This window comes from Paenibacillus sp. FSL M7-0896, from assembly GCF_037975415.1.
GTDB lineage: Bacteria > Bacillota > Bacilli > Paenibacillales > Paenibacillaceae > Paenibacillus_AQ > Paenibacillus_AQ silagei.
Window position 1 is genome coordinate 3,198,593 of sequence record NZ_CP150250.1, and the last position, 15,689, is coordinate 3,214,281.

General features: G+C 52.9%; 14 protein-coding genes and 1 pseudogene. 13 read left to right on the forward strand and 2 right to left on the reverse strand.

Annotated features, from left to right (window positions below):
- Positions 1-22 precede the first annotated feature (22 nt).
- Positions 23-1,123: an efflux RND transporter periplasmic adaptor subunit gene (locus tag MKY12_RS13590; RefSeq protein WP_339314086.1), complete on the forward strand. Its 1,101-nt coding sequence runs from the start codon at positions 23-25 to the stop codon at positions 1,121-1,123.
- A 378-nt stretch (positions 1,124-1,501) separates the two neighbouring features.
- Here MKY12_RS13590 and nagZ read toward each other — a convergent pair whose 3' ends face one another.
- A complete protein-coding gene (gene nagZ / locus MKY12_RS13595; RefSeq protein ID WP_339314087.1) occupies positions 1,502-2,848 on the reverse strand; it encodes a beta-N-acetylhexosaminidase in 1,347 nt (448 codons plus the stop codon).
- Between the two features lie 115 nt (positions 2,849-2,963).
- On the opposite strand from nagZ, the gene MKY12_RS13600 reads away from it, so the two are divergent.
- The 12 genes and pseudogenes from MKY12_RS13600 to MKY12_RS13655 all read left to right on the forward strand — a co-directional run bounded on the left by MKY12_RS13600 (position 2,964) and on the right by MKY12_RS13655 (position 14,746).
- Positions 2,964-3,467: a ferritin gene (locus tag MKY12_RS13600; protein WP_036728710.1), complete on the forward strand. Its 504-nt coding sequence runs from the start codon at positions 2,964-2,966 to the stop codon at positions 3,465-3,467.
- A gap of 420 nt (positions 3,468-3,887) precedes the next feature.
- A complete protein-coding gene (locus MKY12_RS13605) occupies positions 3,888-4,751 on the forward strand; it encodes a cation diffusion facilitator family transporter (RefSeq protein WP_339314088.1) in 864 nt (287 codons plus the stop codon).
- Positions 4,752-5,158: 407 nt separating this feature from the next.
- Positions 5,159-6,064 carry an NUDIX domain-containing protein gene (locus MKY12_RS13610; protein WP_339314089.1) on the forward strand — a complete coding sequence of 302 codons (906 nt, stop codon included), beginning with the start codon at positions 5,159-5,161 and terminating at the stop codon, positions 6,062-6,064.
- Positions 6,065-6,184: 120 nt separating this feature from the next.
- Positions 6,185-6,598 carry a bacteriohemerythrin gene (locus tag MKY12_RS13615; protein WP_081751292.1) on the forward strand — a complete coding sequence of 138 codons (414 nt, stop codon included), beginning with the start codon at positions 6,185-6,187 and terminating at the stop codon, positions 6,596-6,598.
- A gap of 432 nt (positions 6,599-7,030) precedes the next feature.
- Positions 7,031-7,351 (forward strand): annotated as a pseudogene (locus MKY12_RS13620) (HIT family protein); the annotation flags it as partial.
- A 510-nt stretch (positions 7,352-7,861) separates the two neighbouring features.
- Positions 7,862-9,049: a metallophosphoesterase gene (locus MKY12_RS13625; RefSeq protein ID WP_339314865.1), complete on the forward strand. Its 1,188-nt coding sequence runs from the start codon at positions 7,862-7,864 to the stop codon at positions 9,047-9,049.
- Positions 9,050-9,220: 171 nt separating this feature from the next.
- Positions 9,221-9,667: a MarR family transcriptional regulator gene (locus MKY12_RS13630; protein ID WP_339314090.1), complete on the forward strand. Its 447-nt coding sequence runs from the start codon at positions 9,221-9,223 to the stop codon at positions 9,665-9,667.
- Positions 9,668-9,790: 123 nt separating this feature from the next.
- On the forward strand, positions 9,791-10,609 hold the full coding sequence (locus tag MKY12_RS13635; RefSeq protein ID WP_339314091.1) for an SDR family oxidoreductase: 819 nt from the start codon (positions 9,791-9,793) through the stop codon (positions 10,607-10,609).
- A 109-nt stretch (positions 10,610-10,718) separates the two neighbouring features.
- Positions 10,719-11,396: a response regulator transcription factor gene (locus MKY12_RS13640; RefSeq protein ID WP_036728695.1), complete on the forward strand. Its 678-nt coding sequence runs from the start codon at positions 10,719-10,721 to the stop codon at positions 11,394-11,396.
- Positions 11,397-11,413: 17 nt separating this feature from the next.
- Entirely contained in the window at positions 11,414-12,781 is a 1,368-nt protein-coding gene (locus MKY12_RS13645) for a HAMP domain-containing sensor histidine kinase (protein WP_339314092.1), read from the forward strand.
- A 154-nt stretch (positions 12,782-12,935) separates the two neighbouring features.
- Complete coding sequence (locus MKY12_RS13650) at positions 12,936-14,060, forward strand: ABC transporter permease (RefSeq protein ID WP_339314093.1); 1,125 nt, start codon at positions 12,936-12,938, stop codon at positions 14,058-14,060.
- The gene (locus tag MKY12_RS13655) at positions 14,057-14,746 is read left to right on the forward strand and encodes an ABC transporter ATP-binding protein (protein ID WP_339314094.1); all 690 of its coding nucleotides are present in this window, start codon (positions 14,057-14,059) and stop codon (positions 14,744-14,746) included. Before MKY12_RS13650 ends, MKY12_RS13655 begins: the two co-directional genes overlap by 4 nt.
- 66 nt (positions 14,747-14,812) lie before the next feature.
- On the opposite strand, the gene MKY12_RS13660 is transcribed toward MKY12_RS13655, so the two are convergent.
- Positions 14,813-15,667 (reverse strand): SDR family oxidoreductase, encoded by an 855-nt coding sequence (locus MKY12_RS13660; protein ID WP_339256499.1) that lies wholly within the window; start codon positions 15,665-15,667, stop codon positions 14,813-14,815.
- Positions 15,668-15,689: the final 22 nt, after the last annotated feature.

Consider the following 15,689-nt stretch of genomic DNA (forward strand, 5'->3'; position numbering starts at 1 on the left):
AGCTAGAAAGGAAGCCGAAACGATGAAGAGGACTCTAAAGAAGAGCCTGAAATGGATCATAATCTTAGGTATCATCGGAACTGCCGGTTATTTCGGATATACCAAATTCTTCAAGGCGGATGAGACCGCTGATCTCCCGCCTGAACCGATGCAGGTGATCAGCTTCCCGGTAACGGAAGAGACGTTAACCAGCTCAGTGCAGATCAAAGGCAGATCGCAATACCAGAAGGAGACGCTGGTGTATGCCCCCTTTGCTTCCAAGGTGACTGCCTGGAAGGTGGAGAACGGGGCACAGGTGAAGAAGGGCCAGGTGCTCTTCACCCTGGATCAGAGCACACTCCGTAATGAGATTGCCTCGGCGGAGGCAGCCGCCCGCAAGGCGAAGCTGGAGGGGGAACTGAATGCTTTTGTCGCGCAGCAGGAGGATGATTCTTCTGCCCCGGCCGGTACGGAAGCGGAACGGCTGAAGGCCTTGGCTGCCCAGGAAACCGCCCGTCTGAGTGATGAGCTGAACCAGGTGAACGCCGAGATTCAAGCCAAAGAGCTTACGGAGAAGAAGGCGAAGCTGAGCACTGCGGTATACCATGCTCCGGAGAACGGCATCTTCCTCTTCGACAGCAGTACGGAACGGCCGCAGACCGTCACCGACAATCAGTACATCGGTAAGATTGTGGACACGAACAAAGTAGAGTTCATAGCACAGGTCGGGGAGCAGGATATCTTCCGTATCAAAAAGGGCATGAAGGTAAAGGTGAAGATGACCGCCGTAAAAGATCTGGTCCTGGACGGAGAGGTAACCGGAGTGGCCAAGTTCGCCACGACGACCACCGGACAGAACACAGCCGGTCAGCTTCCGCAATTCGAGGTGGTCATCTCCATGCAGCCGGACGAGCATTTGATGGGCGGCCTCAGCCTTAGCGGAGACGTCGAGACCTCACGCAAAGAGAAGGCGGTAGTTGTATCCAATATCGCCGTCATCCGTGAAGGGGATCTGGCCTTCGTTATGGTGGACAAAGGAAACGGCCAATACGAACGCAAAGAGATCAAGACTGGAATGGAAACGACCGATAAAACAGAGGTGCTGTCGGGACTGAAGGCAGGAGACACGGTAGTTCTGCAGTAGTTGATAGCAGTTGATGGGCCCAAACCGTATATAGCCCCAAACCTGGTTGATTGCCGGGTTTGGGGCTTTTTGAATAGAAAGTATAGGCGTGAGTGGCGCGCGGCGGATCATCTAAGTGGAAATAGTACATCTAATTTATGGTCGCAGGAACAATTACTTATAGCAGTTGGATAAATAACACTTAATCAGACCGAATTCTGCTGAGATTATGGGGCTTGGTGGATAAAATGTACTTTTTCCAACTGCTTCCCCACAGCGCATGGTTTCGGCTTAATTAAGTGCCTTTTTTCCAACTCTGACGGTTCATCCCACGGGTTAGTGGAGTAAACTCCCCCTAAGTATATAAATGGTTGAGAGTGTACCGATTCCGCTTGTTAACTACTTGTTCTGCTGATACGGCTTACGCCAAGCCTGGATGTCACTGTTCAGTCCGGCGAGATCAGGCAAGGGCACCGCTTCGTCCGTTAACTGATACTTGGCCTTCAGCGCCAGAATACGGTAGACACTCTCGTCAATCCGTGCTTCGGAGATGCGGCCATTCTTGACACTGTCCAGCAGTGCGGCGCGTACGGCTTGCTCGTTCTTGTATTCATGGGCGACCAGCAGGATATCGCTGCCGGCCAATACAGATTCTACTGCCGCAGCAGGGAGGCTGTAATTCTTAATGATTGCGCCCATGGTCATGTCATCCGTAATAACTACCCCTTCGTATCCCATCAGCCCGCGGAGCTGCTGGCTGATAATCACTTGGGACAGGGAGGCGGGCTTGTCCGGGTCGAGCTTCGGATATAGAATATGGGCCACCATTACAGCATCAGCCTTCTCCCGTATCGCTGCCTGGAATGGCAGCCATTCCAGTTCTGCCAGCTGGGTCTCAGTCTTGTTGATGACCGGCAGCTCCAGGTGTGAGTCTACCGAGGTATCGCCATGGCCTGGATAATGCTTGACCACGGGAATAACGCCTTCACGCTCGAGCCCCTGCATCTCGGCAATGCCGAGCCGGGTGACCAGCTCTGCGTTGCTGCCGAAGGAACGGTCACCAATTACCGGATTATCCGGGTTGCTGTTGATGTCGAGCACCGGCGCGAAGTCCATATTGAAGCCGGAGGATTTCACCGCCCGGGCAAGCAGCTCGCCCATCGTTCCGGCAGCGGTGGCATCGTCTCCGCTGCCGACAGCAGCGTTCGAAGGGAAGGTGGCATAGTCATCGGGGAGACGGCTGACCTTACCGCCTTCCTGATCGACACTCATGAACAGCGGTGCGGGATTCCCTGCATTGCTCTGCTTCAGAGCGTTAGTCAGCTGCACCAGCTCCTTCAGGCTGCCGACATTATTAGAATACAGAATGATTCCGCCGACCTTATCTTCGGCAATCATCTTCTTCGCTTCAGCTCCTGCCGCCTTGCCTTGGATGCCGACCAGCAGCATCTGCCCGATCTTCTCCTCCAGATTCATTCCGGCGAGCTTCCGGGAGACCGGGTCAGGAGTGGCCGAAGCCTCAGGTGACGGGGTCACTGGGGCATCGGTTGCCACAGGCACAGGCGTCTGTGCGGCAGCCGGAGAGGCTGACACCGCTGCCTGGGAGGAGCCTGCGTTTGTCTGTTGTGCAGCATTTCCATTCCCCTCACAGCCGCTTGCCAGCAGCAGGCAGGCGGAGGCGGCGAGCAGGAGGAGAGCGCGGCGGGGGGAAGTATTGTTTATTTTTTGACGGCTGAACCATTTCATAGGGGGAATCTTCCTTTCGATTGCGGTTTGGCGGATAAGGATGATAGAATGAATAAGACATTACATATGAACTGCTTCAAGCATAATCAATACTATAGGATGAGGTGACCTGTCAATGAAAGAGCAATTAATGAACACGCTTAATGAACAAATGAATTTCGAATTCTATTCTGCTCATGTCTATCTTGCGATGGCTGCGTATTGTTCCGGTGAGAGCCTGGACGGATTCGCCAATTTCTTTCTGGTGCAGGCTGAAGAAGAACGGTTCCATGCCATGAAAATCTACAAATTCCTGAATGACCGCGATTACCGGGCCACCCTTGCGGCGATGCCTGAACCGAACAATGAGTATAGCTCCATGCTGGATGCATTCGAGCATGCCTTCGCCCATGAGCAGCAGAACACGAAGAAATTCTATCATCTGGCGGATCTGGCCCTGGATGAACGGGAGCATGCGACGATCTATTTCCTGAAATGGTTCATCGATGAGCAGGTGGAAGAAGAGGCACTCTTCAGCAACATTATCGCCAAGCTCAAACGGATCGAAACCGACAGCAATGCCTTCTATATGCTGGATGCAGAATTTGCAGGACGTTCATTTACACCGCCAGCGGAGTAGAGGACAGCTAGGGTAACCATTCATACGCAAGCTTAGCGGCATTCTCCTGAAGAGGGGGAAGCCGCTTTTTTTTGTGCAAATATAAGAAATTCTATGTTTCACACGATAACTTATCCTTCTATTTCTCGCTGAAACGGTACCGTCCTTGAGAGGACGGGAACGCCGTTTCTGCTTGGCCGACCTAAGGTCTCCATATACTTAGACTACGTTTTGCGAGAAAAGTTACACGGCCTGTCAGCAGCAGATAGGCTGCAAAGTTGAACAAGGGCAAAGAATGTAGGAAGTGGCAACTTACTTCCGGGCTCCCAACTCTATTTAGCGGGGTTAACTCTTGCGCTGTCCGGCAACACTGTTTCTCTAGACCCACCCGTAAGTCAGCGTGTAGTATGGAACAATACTAATCTTTGGAGGTCCTTTTTCTTGGAAAATTACAGCGATATCAAACAAAGTGAAAAAGGAGCATGGCTAAGTCTTTTAGCATACATACTCTTATCTGCAGTCAAATTATTCATAGGAACGGTGTCAGGCTCTCAGGCACTCCTGGCTGACGGGCTGAATAACAGCACCGACATTATTGCTTCCCTGGCCATTCTGACCGGACTCAGGATTTCCCGCAGACCCCCGGATTCGAACCATGGCTATGGTCATTTCAGAGCAGAGACAGTTGCCGCACTGGTCGCCTCTTTTATCATGATTGCTGTAGGCTTCCAAGTGCTCTATCAGGGTGTGAACAAATTCATTCAGCCTGTGCTGGAGACCCCTGATCTGATTGCAGCGTGGACGGCAGCTGCCTGTGCTGTGGTTATGATCGCAGTATACCGGTACAACATCAGGCTTGCCCGCAAGCTGAACAGCAATGCCATGCATGCAGTGGCGCAGGATAACCGTTCGGATGCGCTGGTCAGCATGGGAGCCTTCGTCGGTATTATCGGCTCACAGTTCGGCATTCCCTGGTTAGATCCGCTCACAGCTACGATTGTCGGATTGCTGATCTGCAAGACGGCCTGGGATATTTTCCGCAAAGCTACACATGACCTCACCGACGGCTTCGATGCCGGTAAGCTGGAACTGATGAAGCAGACGGTAGCTGAGATTGAAGGTGTGGAGTCGATTAAGGATATCAAAGCCCGTATTCACGGTAATAATGTGCTGGTCGATACTACAGTACTGGTGGATTCCAATCTGAATGTGGTGCAGAGTCACGATATTACGGAGGAGATCGAAGATCAGCTTAAGGACCGTCATCAGGTCTCAACCGTACTCGTCCACATCGAACCGTTGTGATCATCAGGTGTATAACAAGAATAGGTTACATGAACTGCCTTGCCTTAGGGTGGGGCATTTTTTTGTGCTAGATAAGGCGCACTAAAGAAATTAACGAAAAGCAAAAAGAAGCGGAGGGGAAATTTGGAACTGTAGGAGCGATAGCGATCGCCTTTGTCACCGGATTTCTACCACGAATAGTGGTTTAAATCAAGAAATCTGGGGGCGGGCAGCGGCCGGAAGTCCAAATGTTCACCGCAGCGACGACCAAGCTTCAAGTTCAAACCTTGAGTACGTCTTATATAGATTGGGAAAAAACGTTCTTCGCCGTGGCCCGGACTTGCCCGCATTCCATTACCATGTATATAATATCAATATGTTATTAACAACCGAATCCTATTAATCGATTCAAGACAAGGAGAATATCCATGCCAAATCCACCCGTAACCGACTCTAAAGGCTTGAACGAGGAGCAATTCCTGCAGAATTATAATGCGGGCAACTACGAACGTCCGTCTGTCACCGTCGATATGCTGATTTTCACCGTGATGGAGCGGGAGCAGAATAACTACCGCAAGCTGGCGGATAAGTCCTTACAGCTCTTGCTGATTCAGCGCGGGGAGCATCCTTTTCTGGGACAGTGGGCCTTGCCGGGAGGATTCGTAGGGATCAGTGAGAGCGTAGAGGAAGCAGCCCGCCGGGAGCTGTACAGCGAGACTAATATCGATAATATCTACATGGAGCAGCTGTATACCTGGGGCGATGTAGACCGTGATCCGCGGATGAGGGTGATCAGCTGCTCCTACATGGCGCTCGTGGACCGCAAGGCTCTGGACGTACAGGCAGGGGATGATGCAGCCGCAGCTGCCTGGTTCGATGTCTCGTACCACATTCTGGAGACCCGCCGCGAGGTGCTGGAGCAGGACGTCCGTCAGGAGACACTGGTGGAGATTATACTGGAGAGTGAGCAGGAGAAGCTAAGCGGGGTGGTCAAGCTTACCGAGACTATTCAAGGGCATGTCCGACAGGTCAGCCGTGAGATCGTGCGCAGCGCGGGGTTTTCTTTTGACCATCTGCTCATGGTGCAGTATGCCATCGAACGTCTGCGCGGCAAGGCGGAATATACCGATATTATCTTCAATCTCATGCCGCCGTTGTTCACCTTGTCCGAGCTGCAGCGTGTGTATGAGATTATCCTCGGCAAAGAGCTGCTCGCCGCCGCCTTCCGACGCAAAATCGCCGAGCGGGTCATCGAGACGGATCAGAGCACCCGGGATGCCGGACACCGTCCCTCGAAGCTGTACCGGTATAACCGGGAATGGAATTTATTTTGAGAATGCCCTTCTGTCCGGCAACGCTGCCTTGTGATGTTCTTAATAGAACTTTCATAGGGAAAAGCAGACAATTAGTTATATTTTGACTATTGTGTTTATGGCAAAGGACAGGGTGAGCCCATGATTAGCTGGAAGGATTCGTATGATATCGGAGTAGAAAAGATTGATTGTCAGCACAGGCAGCTGCTGGTGAAGCTGAACGACTTTTTTGACGCTTGCAGCAACCAGCAGGGCAAAGAAAAGATCGAAGAGACGCTGAGGTTCCTCAAGGATTACACCGTGGAGCATTTCGGCAGTGAAGAGCAGCTGATGAAGGATATCGACTTCCCGGAGTTGACGGAGCATCAGAAGACACACGCTGAATTCGTGCAGACGGTGTTGGAACTGGAGGAGACGATTAAGACCAAAGGGGTATCCGTATTATCCACGATCAAGCTGAACCGGACGCTGACGGATTGGCTGATCAATCACATTCACAAATGCGACAAGCTAATCGGTGAATGCATCGCTGCCAAAGGAAACCGGGCGGGCTAACTGAATGATCGGGAACAAGGAAATGCTGTAAGGCATTTCTTTTTTTATATTAGCTGCTTGGACCGGATGTATACGAAAACAAACATGTCTTTCAAGGCACAACTTCAGCATGAAAATGAGCAGCGTGCCTAAAAACAGAACGTCGTCTGTTCATCCACTTAACATATTTTAACAGAAAATAAACGCAGTTGAAACCGGGTGGGTAGCGTAAGCCGAATGTAATCGAAAAACCGATCATAATTGGACTGTAAGCTCTACGTAGGCCAAATGTAATCGAAAAACCGATCACAATTGAACTGGGAGCTCCGCGTAAGCCGAATGTAATCGAAAAACCGATCACATTTCTATAAGAGTTACCAAAATACTTCAATGAACCCTATTGCCTGTTGATATTATCATAGTATTCATTGTGTTTAAGGGGGGAGGATCATCTTGGATTGCCTGGGGTGTAGAATTGCGAACGGGCTTGAGCCTGACCTGAATATCGTCTATGAGAATGAATATATCACCTGTGTACTCGATATCGAGCCCTTCAATGAAGGCCATACCCTGATTCTGCCGAAAAAGCACTATTGGGACGTCGATGAGATGGATGCGAAGACTGCACATGCTGTTATGGAGGCTTCACAAAAGCTCTCCGCGCTGCTCAAATCTCTTTACCAGCCGGACGGGATCAGAATTATTGCAGACGGCGGTAAATTCAACGATCTGACCCACTATCATATGCATGTGCTTCCCCGGTATGAGGGGGACGGGCTACTGTGGGGAGAACCGCTGCACCCGGACGGAGCCGGGGAACGGCTGGGCGAGACGAGACGGAGAATGGTGGAAAGGTTGGCTGAGAAAGAGCCGATGCTGAAAAAAGCGATGGACACCCTGGAGTTTCTGAGCCAGGATGCGGCCGCGCGAATGGCTTATGATGCCCGGATGAAGGCGCTGAGCGATGAGCATTCCCGTATTGAAGGAGCCAAGTCCGAGACGAGTAAAGAAATTGCCATTAAACTTCTGGAGCGCGGCATAGACCTGCAAACCATTTCCGAAGCCACCGGCTTATTGCTTGAAGAAATTAAGGAACTGAGACAATAAGCGAAAGCACACATTCCTTTAACGGCAGCCTCAGGGCTGTCTTTCTTTTTTGTCCAAGGGGAACTCAGGTTTATCACAGGTTGGCGGCACAGTTTATACTCGGTGAATACTTTGTGTTATGATTTGGAGTAGATCGTATAGAAACTTACTTTAAGGGAGTGGAATGAAGTGAAAAACATGCGGATGCTGGCCGGGGCTGCGGTCATGGTGCTGGTGCTTGGACTGGTGAATGTCTACATTGGATGGCATCTGTCCGTATTGCTCCAGGCATGGCTGCCGGGGATGAATACTACTGCGTACTGGACTGTCTTTCTTGTCATTTCCTTCTCTTATATGATTGGCCGGGTGCCGCTGCCGCAGGCGCTGAGACCGGTAGGCAGGTTGTTCAAGGTGATTGGCTCTTATTATCTGGCTTGTATGGAGTTCGCCGTGATCATGCTGCCGCTGACCGATCTGCTCTATGGTGTGCTGGCGCTCGCAGGCGTAGGACTTTCCGCATTCGTAACGGAAGCAGGGACTACACTGCTGGTATTACTCGCAATCTTCCTGATCTGGGGATCGCGGAATGCCTGGAGTACTGTGGTGCGGACCCACCGGCTTAAGGTGGAAAAATCCATCGGAACCAGTGTTCCGCTAACAGTAGCAGTAGCCTCCGACCTCCATCTGGGCAACATTGTCGGCAACCGCCATCTGCGCAGAATGGTCAGGGAGATGAACGCGATGAACCCGGATATCATTCTGCTGGCCGGGGATGTGCTGGATGACAGCATTGAGCCTTTTCTCCGCAATGGGATGGAGCAGCAGCTGAAGCAGCTGAAGGCACGTTATGGAGTCTACGCCGTGCTGGGGAATCACGAATACTACGGCGGCTCGATTGCGCAGTATACGGAGGTTATGCGGAGTGTCGGCATTCAGGTGTTACAGGATGAAGTGGTGGAGACGTCGGGAGTCTTCGTGGTCGGGCGCAAAGACAAGACTGCCGAGCACATGGAGGGTGGACGGCTCAGCGTGGAGACTCTTCTACATGGAGTGGACCGCAGCAAGCCGATCCTGATGATGGATCATCAGCCGACTGGCTTCGGGATCGCTTCGGAGGCTGGAGTGGATGTGCTGCTGTCAGGACATACCCACCGGGGGCAGATTGCACCGAATCACTGGATTACCCGGCGGCTGTTCGAACTGGATTGGGGCTACCTGCTCAAAAACAAGCTGCATGTCATTGTCTCCTCCGGCTACGGAACCTGGGGACCGCCGATCCGCCTGGCCAGCCGCTCAGAGCTGATTAAGCTGGAACTTGTGCTGGATGGCAGCATGAGCTTTGGTGCAGACAAGGTGTCACCTGCGGCTAAGCCTGTTTTGATCTAACGGAAACCTGCATGTGGCAGGATTGAACCCTCTACCTTCCTTAGGGAAGATAGGGGTTTTTTTTCGGGTTATGGAGGAGTTATTCATTTTCTTTTGACATTCCTGCCGGAATCCGCTAATCTATCTGTAGAAATAGTTAAGCTATTAACTAAATGGAGTTGACGACTGCTAATGGATGATTTACAAAAGATTGTGCTTGAGCTGCCGCTTGAAAATGAGGTTTTTTTCGCCTTGGTGGGAGCGACAGCGGGCACTGTGGCCGTCTCCGAGAAATACTGGCAGGTACAGGGGCTGAACGGGGCAAGAATCCGCGTACTGGTTGAGATTGCGAAGCACGGGGGATCGATTCTGCCCTCACTGCTTGCTGAGCGAATCGCGGTAACCAAAGCCAACATCAGCCTGCTGCTGACTCCGCTGGAGAAGGATGGCTATATTACGCGGGCGGCTCACGCACAGGATGGCCGTAAGACAGTCATTTCGCTGACTGAAGCAGGTAAGCGCCTGCTGCTGGAGCAGCTGCCGGGGAACCGGAAAGCCGTTGCGGCGGTAATGAACCGGCTGGATGAGCCGGAGCTGCAGTTGCTGCTGGAGCTGCTGAATAAGCTGAGCAGAGGATAGAAGGTGTGGAATGTTCCGCATGCCGGGAGGCTGCCCGCAGACAGAGATTATATATAGCGGCTGGAGTATGCCGGTGGATATGTGAAGAAATCTGATTCCAATAAGGAAAGGATGTTATCGCCTATGACGACAATATTGATTACGGGAGCAAACGGGCAACTGGGAAGTCTGATTCTTGAGAATCTGCGTAGCCGCATCCCTGTAGGGCAAATCATTGCCGGAGTAAGAAGTGTGGAGCAAGCTTCTCTTATCCGGGAGCAGGGAATTGAAGTCCGTAAGGTGGATTATGATCTGCCGGAAACACTGAATGAAGCTTTTCGCGGGATTTCCCGGCTCCTGCTGATCTCCAGCTCGCATACGGATGATAATGTTCGTCTGTCCCAGCATAAGCGGGTGATTGATGCGGCCAAACGAAGCGGTGTGAGGCATATCCTATATACTGGTTTTGCATTCTCAGGGCGGAGAACAGATCAGAGCAAGCCGGATAATGTGCATACATTGACGGAACAGGCGATTATAGAGTCCGGGCTGGAATATACCTTTTTGCGCAATGCTCTTTATATTGATTTCGTAGGGGTGCTGGGGCTGAAGGAAGCCCTCTCCAGCGGAGAGCTGGTGACGGCACCGGGAGAATGGAAGTTTAACTCGGCAGGCCGCCGGGATCTTGCATTGGCTGCTGCTGCTGTACTTGCCGAAGAGGGAACAGGCAACCGGATCTATGAATTGACCGCTCCGCAGACCTGGGATTTTGGCGATCTGGCCGAAGTTCTGACAGAGGTTGCCGGCAAGCCGGTGGTGCACCGTCAGGATGACGGAATTCAGCACTGGATCTATGCTTTTATGAGCAAGCTGGATACGGCTTCCACCTCCGGGGATTTGGAGCGGCTTATGGGCAGACCAGTCACTCCGCTGCGGGACAGCATTCTGCCTTTTATAGTGTAGAACGTATCGACCTAACAGAGCTTGTTGGTGTGGAGTCCTATTGTTTTGAGCAGGGTTTGTTGCTAGTATGATGACATTGATCAGGCAAGCCGGAGGGAGCGTATGTAAGTTGAAAAAGATACTGGTAGCCGACGACGATGTTCATATCCGCACGCTGCTGCGGCATGTTCTTACCAGAGAAGGATATCAAGCGATAGAAGCCGGAGACGGGCTGGAAGCGGCGGCACGCATGAAGGAGCAGACGGTCGATCTGGCGGTGGTGGATGTGATGATGCCGCATATGGACGGATTGGAGCTGTGTGCATACATAAGGGAGAACTATGACATTCCCGTCATTCTGCTGACGGCCCGTCAGCAGCTCAGTGATAAGGAGCAGGGTTATCTGCACGGGACGGATGATTATGTGACCAAGCCTTTTGAACCGGAGGAGCTGATCTTTCGCATCAAGGCCTTGTTCCGCCGTTATTCCATCGCTTCAGATGACCGGATTCGCCTGAATTCGCTGGTGATCGACCGTAAGAATTACGAGATCAGTGACGGGACAGAGGTGCTGCTGCTGCCGGTGAAGGAATTCGAACTGCTGGCCCAGCTGGCCCAATATCCGGGACGCCTGTTCACGCGTGGTGAGCTGATTGAGCTGGTCTGGGGAGCGGACTACGAAGGGGACGAGCGGACGGTGGATGTGCATATCAAGCGCCTGCGTCAGCGGTTCAGTGAATACCAGAATGATTTTATCATCCGCACGGTCCGGGGAATTGGCTACAAAGTGGACATGGTGAATTCATGAGATCGCTCTATGTACGGATGAGTATCATCTTCTGCTCGGTGATTATGATCAGCAGTGTGCTGGGATTTCTGGTCTCCAACCTGTATTACCAGTCCCAGGTCAAGCCGAAGAATGATGCTAAGCTGACCCGGATGGCCATAGGTTTGCAGCAGTTCATTGAGGATCACCCGGATGCTGTGGAAGAATATCTCCTGAGTACGGCTTCCCTGGGGTACAAAATGTATCTGGTCAATGCCGATGGAGAGGAACGCTTCTACGGCCTGCCTTTCCGTAAAAATGACCTCAAGGAGGAAGCGCTGCGCAGTGTGCTGGCCGGGGAGATTTACCATGGGGTGGGTAATTTCCCCGGCCAGCTGTTCGTGACAGGGTTCTTCGATAACCAGCTCAGCAATTCCATTGGGGTGCCGGTCCATATTAACGGAGAGACCTATGCCTTGTTCATGCGTCCGGATGCTCAGGTGCAGTTCGGGGAGCTGCGGATCTTTTTTGTCGTGATTATTGCGGTTATCATTCTGCTAAGCCTGTGGTTCATGCTGATTACGGTATTTCATGTGGTGCGGCCGATTACCCGGCTGACCGAGGCCACGCTCAAAATCTCAAAGGGGCGCTATGACATCAAGCTCTACACCGCCCGCCGCGACGAGATCGGCCAACTGGCTTCCCACTTCATGACGATGAGCCGTGAGCTGGAACGCACAAACCGGGCAAGACAGGAGTTTGTCGCCAATGTCTCGCATGAGATTGAGTCGCCGCTAACCTCTATTCAGGGCTTCGCCCATGCGCTCCAGGACGGTACTCTGCCAGAAGCCCAGCGTCTGGAGTATCTGTCCATTATCGGGGATGAGAGCCGGCGGTTGTCCATGCTCAGTACACAACTGCTCACCTTGTCTTCGCTGGATTACGATGAGAATGCCCTGCAGAAGAGAAGCTTCGATCTGCGCGCCCAACTGCGCCAGGTCATTCAGATTATGGAATGGCATCTTACGGAGAAGGAGCTGGCGGTACGGCTGCATGCCGGAGAAATCCGGCTTACGGGCGATTCCAATCTGCTCTATCAGGTGTGGATGAATCTGGTGACGAATGCGATCAAATACACCCCGGCGGGCGGGACCCTCAGTATTGCAGCCCATGTGGAGGGCCAGCAATGTATTGTAACAGTGACCGACAACGGGGCGGGTATTCCGGCGGAGCAGCTGCCGATGATCTTCGACCGGTTCTACAAGGTGGATCAGTCGCGATCCCGTGAGCCGGGCAGCAGCGGGCTGGGGCTGGCCATTGCCCAAAAGATCGTCCAGGCACATGGCGGAACCATCGAGGTTACGAGCACAGTAGGGGAAGGGACCACGTTCACTGTCACTCTTCCCTGCCACCCTGACACTATATAGGTTGAACTAATAATTTATAGTTAAGGGAAAAGTGGCGGAGGGGAATTTTGGAACTGGAGGAGCAATTTCAATCTATATAGTGTAATTCTTTATTCATACTCCGTTCATCTTCACTCTCTAAACTGTGGATATACAGATTAGAAGGAGTGGTTATATGTTCTTGGCAATACGGGAGATGAGGCACTCCAAAGCACGCTACAGTCTCATTATGGTGATTATGCTGCTGGTCTCGTTCCTGGTGCTGTTCGTCACCGGCCTGGCTAGAGGTCTTGCTTATGCCAACATTTCGGCGCTGAAAAATATGCCCGCCAATTACTTTGCCGTGCAGAGCGATGCGGATCATACCTTCAGGCGTTCACAGTTAACGGATACGGAGCTTGCGGCTGCCCGGTCAGTAGCCGGAGAGGCGAACGCGACTCCGCTGGGTGTACAGACCAGTACAATTACAGCTGCCGGTGCGGATGTGAAGGCGGATATTACTTTTTTTGCCGTAGATATGACGGGCATGCTGGCTCCTGAAGTAAAGGAAGGCGCCGGATTCACCAATGAGGTTCAAGGCAGCGCGGTTGCAGACTCCAAGCTGGAACAGTCCGGCGTTACCATTGGCAGTACGATCCGTGATCAGGCTTCCGGCATGAGCTGGACGGTTACCGGCTTCGTGAAGGACAGCTCCTACAGCCATACTCCGGTAGTCTATATCAATCAGCTGGACTGGCAGGCGATGAAGCAAGGAATGGTTCAGGGAGGCGGAGGTTCAGGCAAGGCCAATGCCCCGTACAATGTGATCGCGCTGGATGTAACGGCGGCTCAAGCTGGGCAGATTGCAGATCAGCTACAGTCCGTAGAGGTAATTACGCAAAAGCAGGCGGTCGCCAGTGTTCCCGGTTACTCCGCCGAGCAGAATTCGCTGCTGATGATGATTGTGTTCCTGTTCGTGATTGCCGCAGTAGTTCTTGCTGTATTCTTCTATGTCATTACGATCCAGAAGACCAGCCAATTCGGTATCCTGAAGGCGATGGGGACCAAGATGTCCTATCTGGCCTGGAGTGTAATCGGTCAAGTGATGCTGCTGTCTGTCGCCAGTCTGGTGCTGGGCATATTGCTTACGCTTGGGATGAATATGGGCCTGCCCGACACGATGCCGTTTGAGCTGGACGGACAGACGATGGCGATGACCAGTCTGCTGTTCATAGGGATGTCCCTGCTGGGCTCGTTAATTTCGGTAGCAAGAGTAGCTAAGGTGGATGCCTTGGAAGCGATAGGGAGGACTGGAGCATGAGTGCGAAATTAGTGATGAAGCAGGTAACCAAGACTTACGGGGATGGGGACGGGGCGATGACCGTTCTGAACCACTTGGACCTTACGGTGAACGAGGGAGAATTCATAGCAGTACTGGGGCCATCCGGCTCCGGGAAAAGCACGTTTCTCTCCGCAGCCGGTGCGCTGCTCACGCCAACCAGCGGAGAGATCCTGCTCGACGGTGAATCGCTGCGTGACAAGGACAAGGGGGCACTAACGGAGCTGAGGCTGAAAAAAATCGGCTTCATGTTCCAAAGTGCGCAGCTGCTGCCGTTCCTGAAAGTAGAGGAACAATTGCTCTATGTCGCGAAGCTGGCTAAGCTCAGCCAAAAGGAAGCGAAGGTACGTTCCGCCTATCTGCTGAAGCGTCTGGAGATCTGGGAACGCCGCAACCATTATCCCGAACAGCTGTCCGGGGGCGAGAAGCAGCGGGTGGCGATTGCCCGGGCTTGGATGAACAAGCCGGCTATTCTGTTCGCAGACGAGCCTACAGCCAGCCTGGATTACAGCCGCGGCCGGGAAGTGGTACGGATGATAGCAGACGAGGTGCGGAGCGAAGGCAAGGCTGCTGTAATGGTTACTCATGACGAACGAATGCTGGACTGGTGCGACCGGGTGCTGCATCTGGAGGATGGCGTGCTGGTTGAAGCGCATAGCCTTAATTAATTGGAACTGAACCCTGGGGACGGGGTTCAGTTTTTTTGAATGCCGGTTTCCCGCTGCAGAATGCCTTCACACGCCCGAGTAGGCCATAAACCCGCCATCTACGGGGATGGTTACCCCGGTTACGAACCCGGACATGCGCTCATCGGCCAGCCAGAGCAAGGTGCCGAGCAGATCCTCCGGTGTGCCGAAGCGGCGCATCGGGGTCTGGGAGATGATTTTGAGCGAACGTTCGGTTAGTTCACCGTTCGGGTTCTTCAGCAGCTGTTCATTCTGTGCAGTGACGAAGAAGCCGGGGGCGATGGCATTCACCCGTATGGCGGACTCTGCCAGATGAACCGCAAGCCACTGTGTGAAGTTGTTGATGCCTGCCTTGGCCGCACTGTAAGCCGGAACCTTGGTGAGTGGCGATGCGGCGCTCATGGAGGAGATGTTGATCACCGCTGCTCCGGGGCGTCCGAGCATTTGCTTGGCGAAGATTTGGGTTGGAATTAATGTTCCGGTCAGATTGAGGTCAAGGACCGTTCGGAACCCGCTCACGGACAGATCAAAGAAGGAGACGACATCGGGATTCTCCAGGTCTCCCGGTTCTAAGGTCTCCTTGGTGGTAATCGCCGAAGGCTGATTGCCCCCGGCTCCATTGATCAACAAGTCGCAGGGACCCCAGTGCTTGTGGATCTCATCCGCTGCCTGCCGGACACTCCCGGCATCCATAACATCGCAGGCCAAGGCCAGGGACTGACCGCCGCCGGAAGTGATCTGTGCAGACAGAGCTGCCCCTTTGGCCTCCGTACGGTTCAGGATGGCGACCTTCACGCCTTGCCGGGCCAATTCCAGCGCCATAGCGCTGCAGAGGGCTCCGGCTCCTCCGGTAATTACAGCGGTCTTGCCTGCCAGTGCAGGCTGTAATGCCAACTCGGACATAGTGATCCAACCCTTCTTGGTG

Excerpts from the sequence above, each read along its gene's own strand:
- MKY12_RS13650 (WP_339314093.1), top strand. The coding sequence starts at position 12,936 with ATGTTCTTGGCAATACGGGAGATGAGGCACTCCAAAGCACGCTACAGT.
- MKY12_RS13635 (WP_339314091.1), top strand. The coding sequence starts at position 9,791 with ATGACGACAATATTGATTACGGGAGCAAACGGGCAACTGGGAAGTCTG.
- MKY12_RS13610 (WP_339314089.1), top strand. The coding sequence starts at position 5,159 with ATGCCAAATCCACCCGTAACCGACTCTAAAGGCTTGAACGAGGAGCAA.
- nagZ (WP_339314087.1), bottom strand. The coding sequence starts at position 2,848 with ATGAAATGGTTCAGCCGTCAAAAAATAAACAATACTTCCCCCCGCCGC.
- MKY12_RS13660 (WP_339256499.1), bottom strand. The coding sequence starts at position 15,667 with ATGTCCGAGTTGGCATTACAGCCTGCACTGGCAGGCAAGACCGCTGTA.
- MKY12_RS13615 (WP_081751292.1), top strand. The coding sequence starts at position 6,185 with ATGATTAGCTGGAAGGATTCGTATGATATCGGAGTAGAAAAGATTGAT.
- MKY12_RS13655 (WP_339314094.1), top strand. The coding sequence starts at position 14,057 with ATGAGTGCGAAATTAGTGATGAAGCAGGTAACCAAGACTTACGGGGAT.
- MKY12_RS13630 (WP_339314090.1), top strand. The coding sequence starts at position 9,221 with ATGGATGATTTACAAAAGATTGTGCTTGAGCTGCCGCTTGAAAATGAG.
- MKY12_RS13600 (WP_036728710.1), top strand. The coding sequence starts at position 2,964 with ATGAAAGAGCAATTAATGAACACGCTTAATGAACAAATGAATTTCGAA.
- MKY12_RS13645 (WP_339314092.1), top strand. The coding sequence starts at position 11,414 with ATGAGTATCATCTTCTGCTCGGTGATTATGATCAGCAGTGTGCTGGGA.
- MKY12_RS13590 (WP_339314086.1), top strand. The coding sequence starts at position 23 with ATGAAGAGGACTCTAAAGAAGAGCCTGAAATGGATCATAATCTTAGGT.
- MKY12_RS13625 (WP_339314865.1), top strand. The coding sequence starts at position 7,862 with ATGCGGATGCTGGCCGGGGCTGCGGTCATGGTGCTGGTGCTTGGACTG.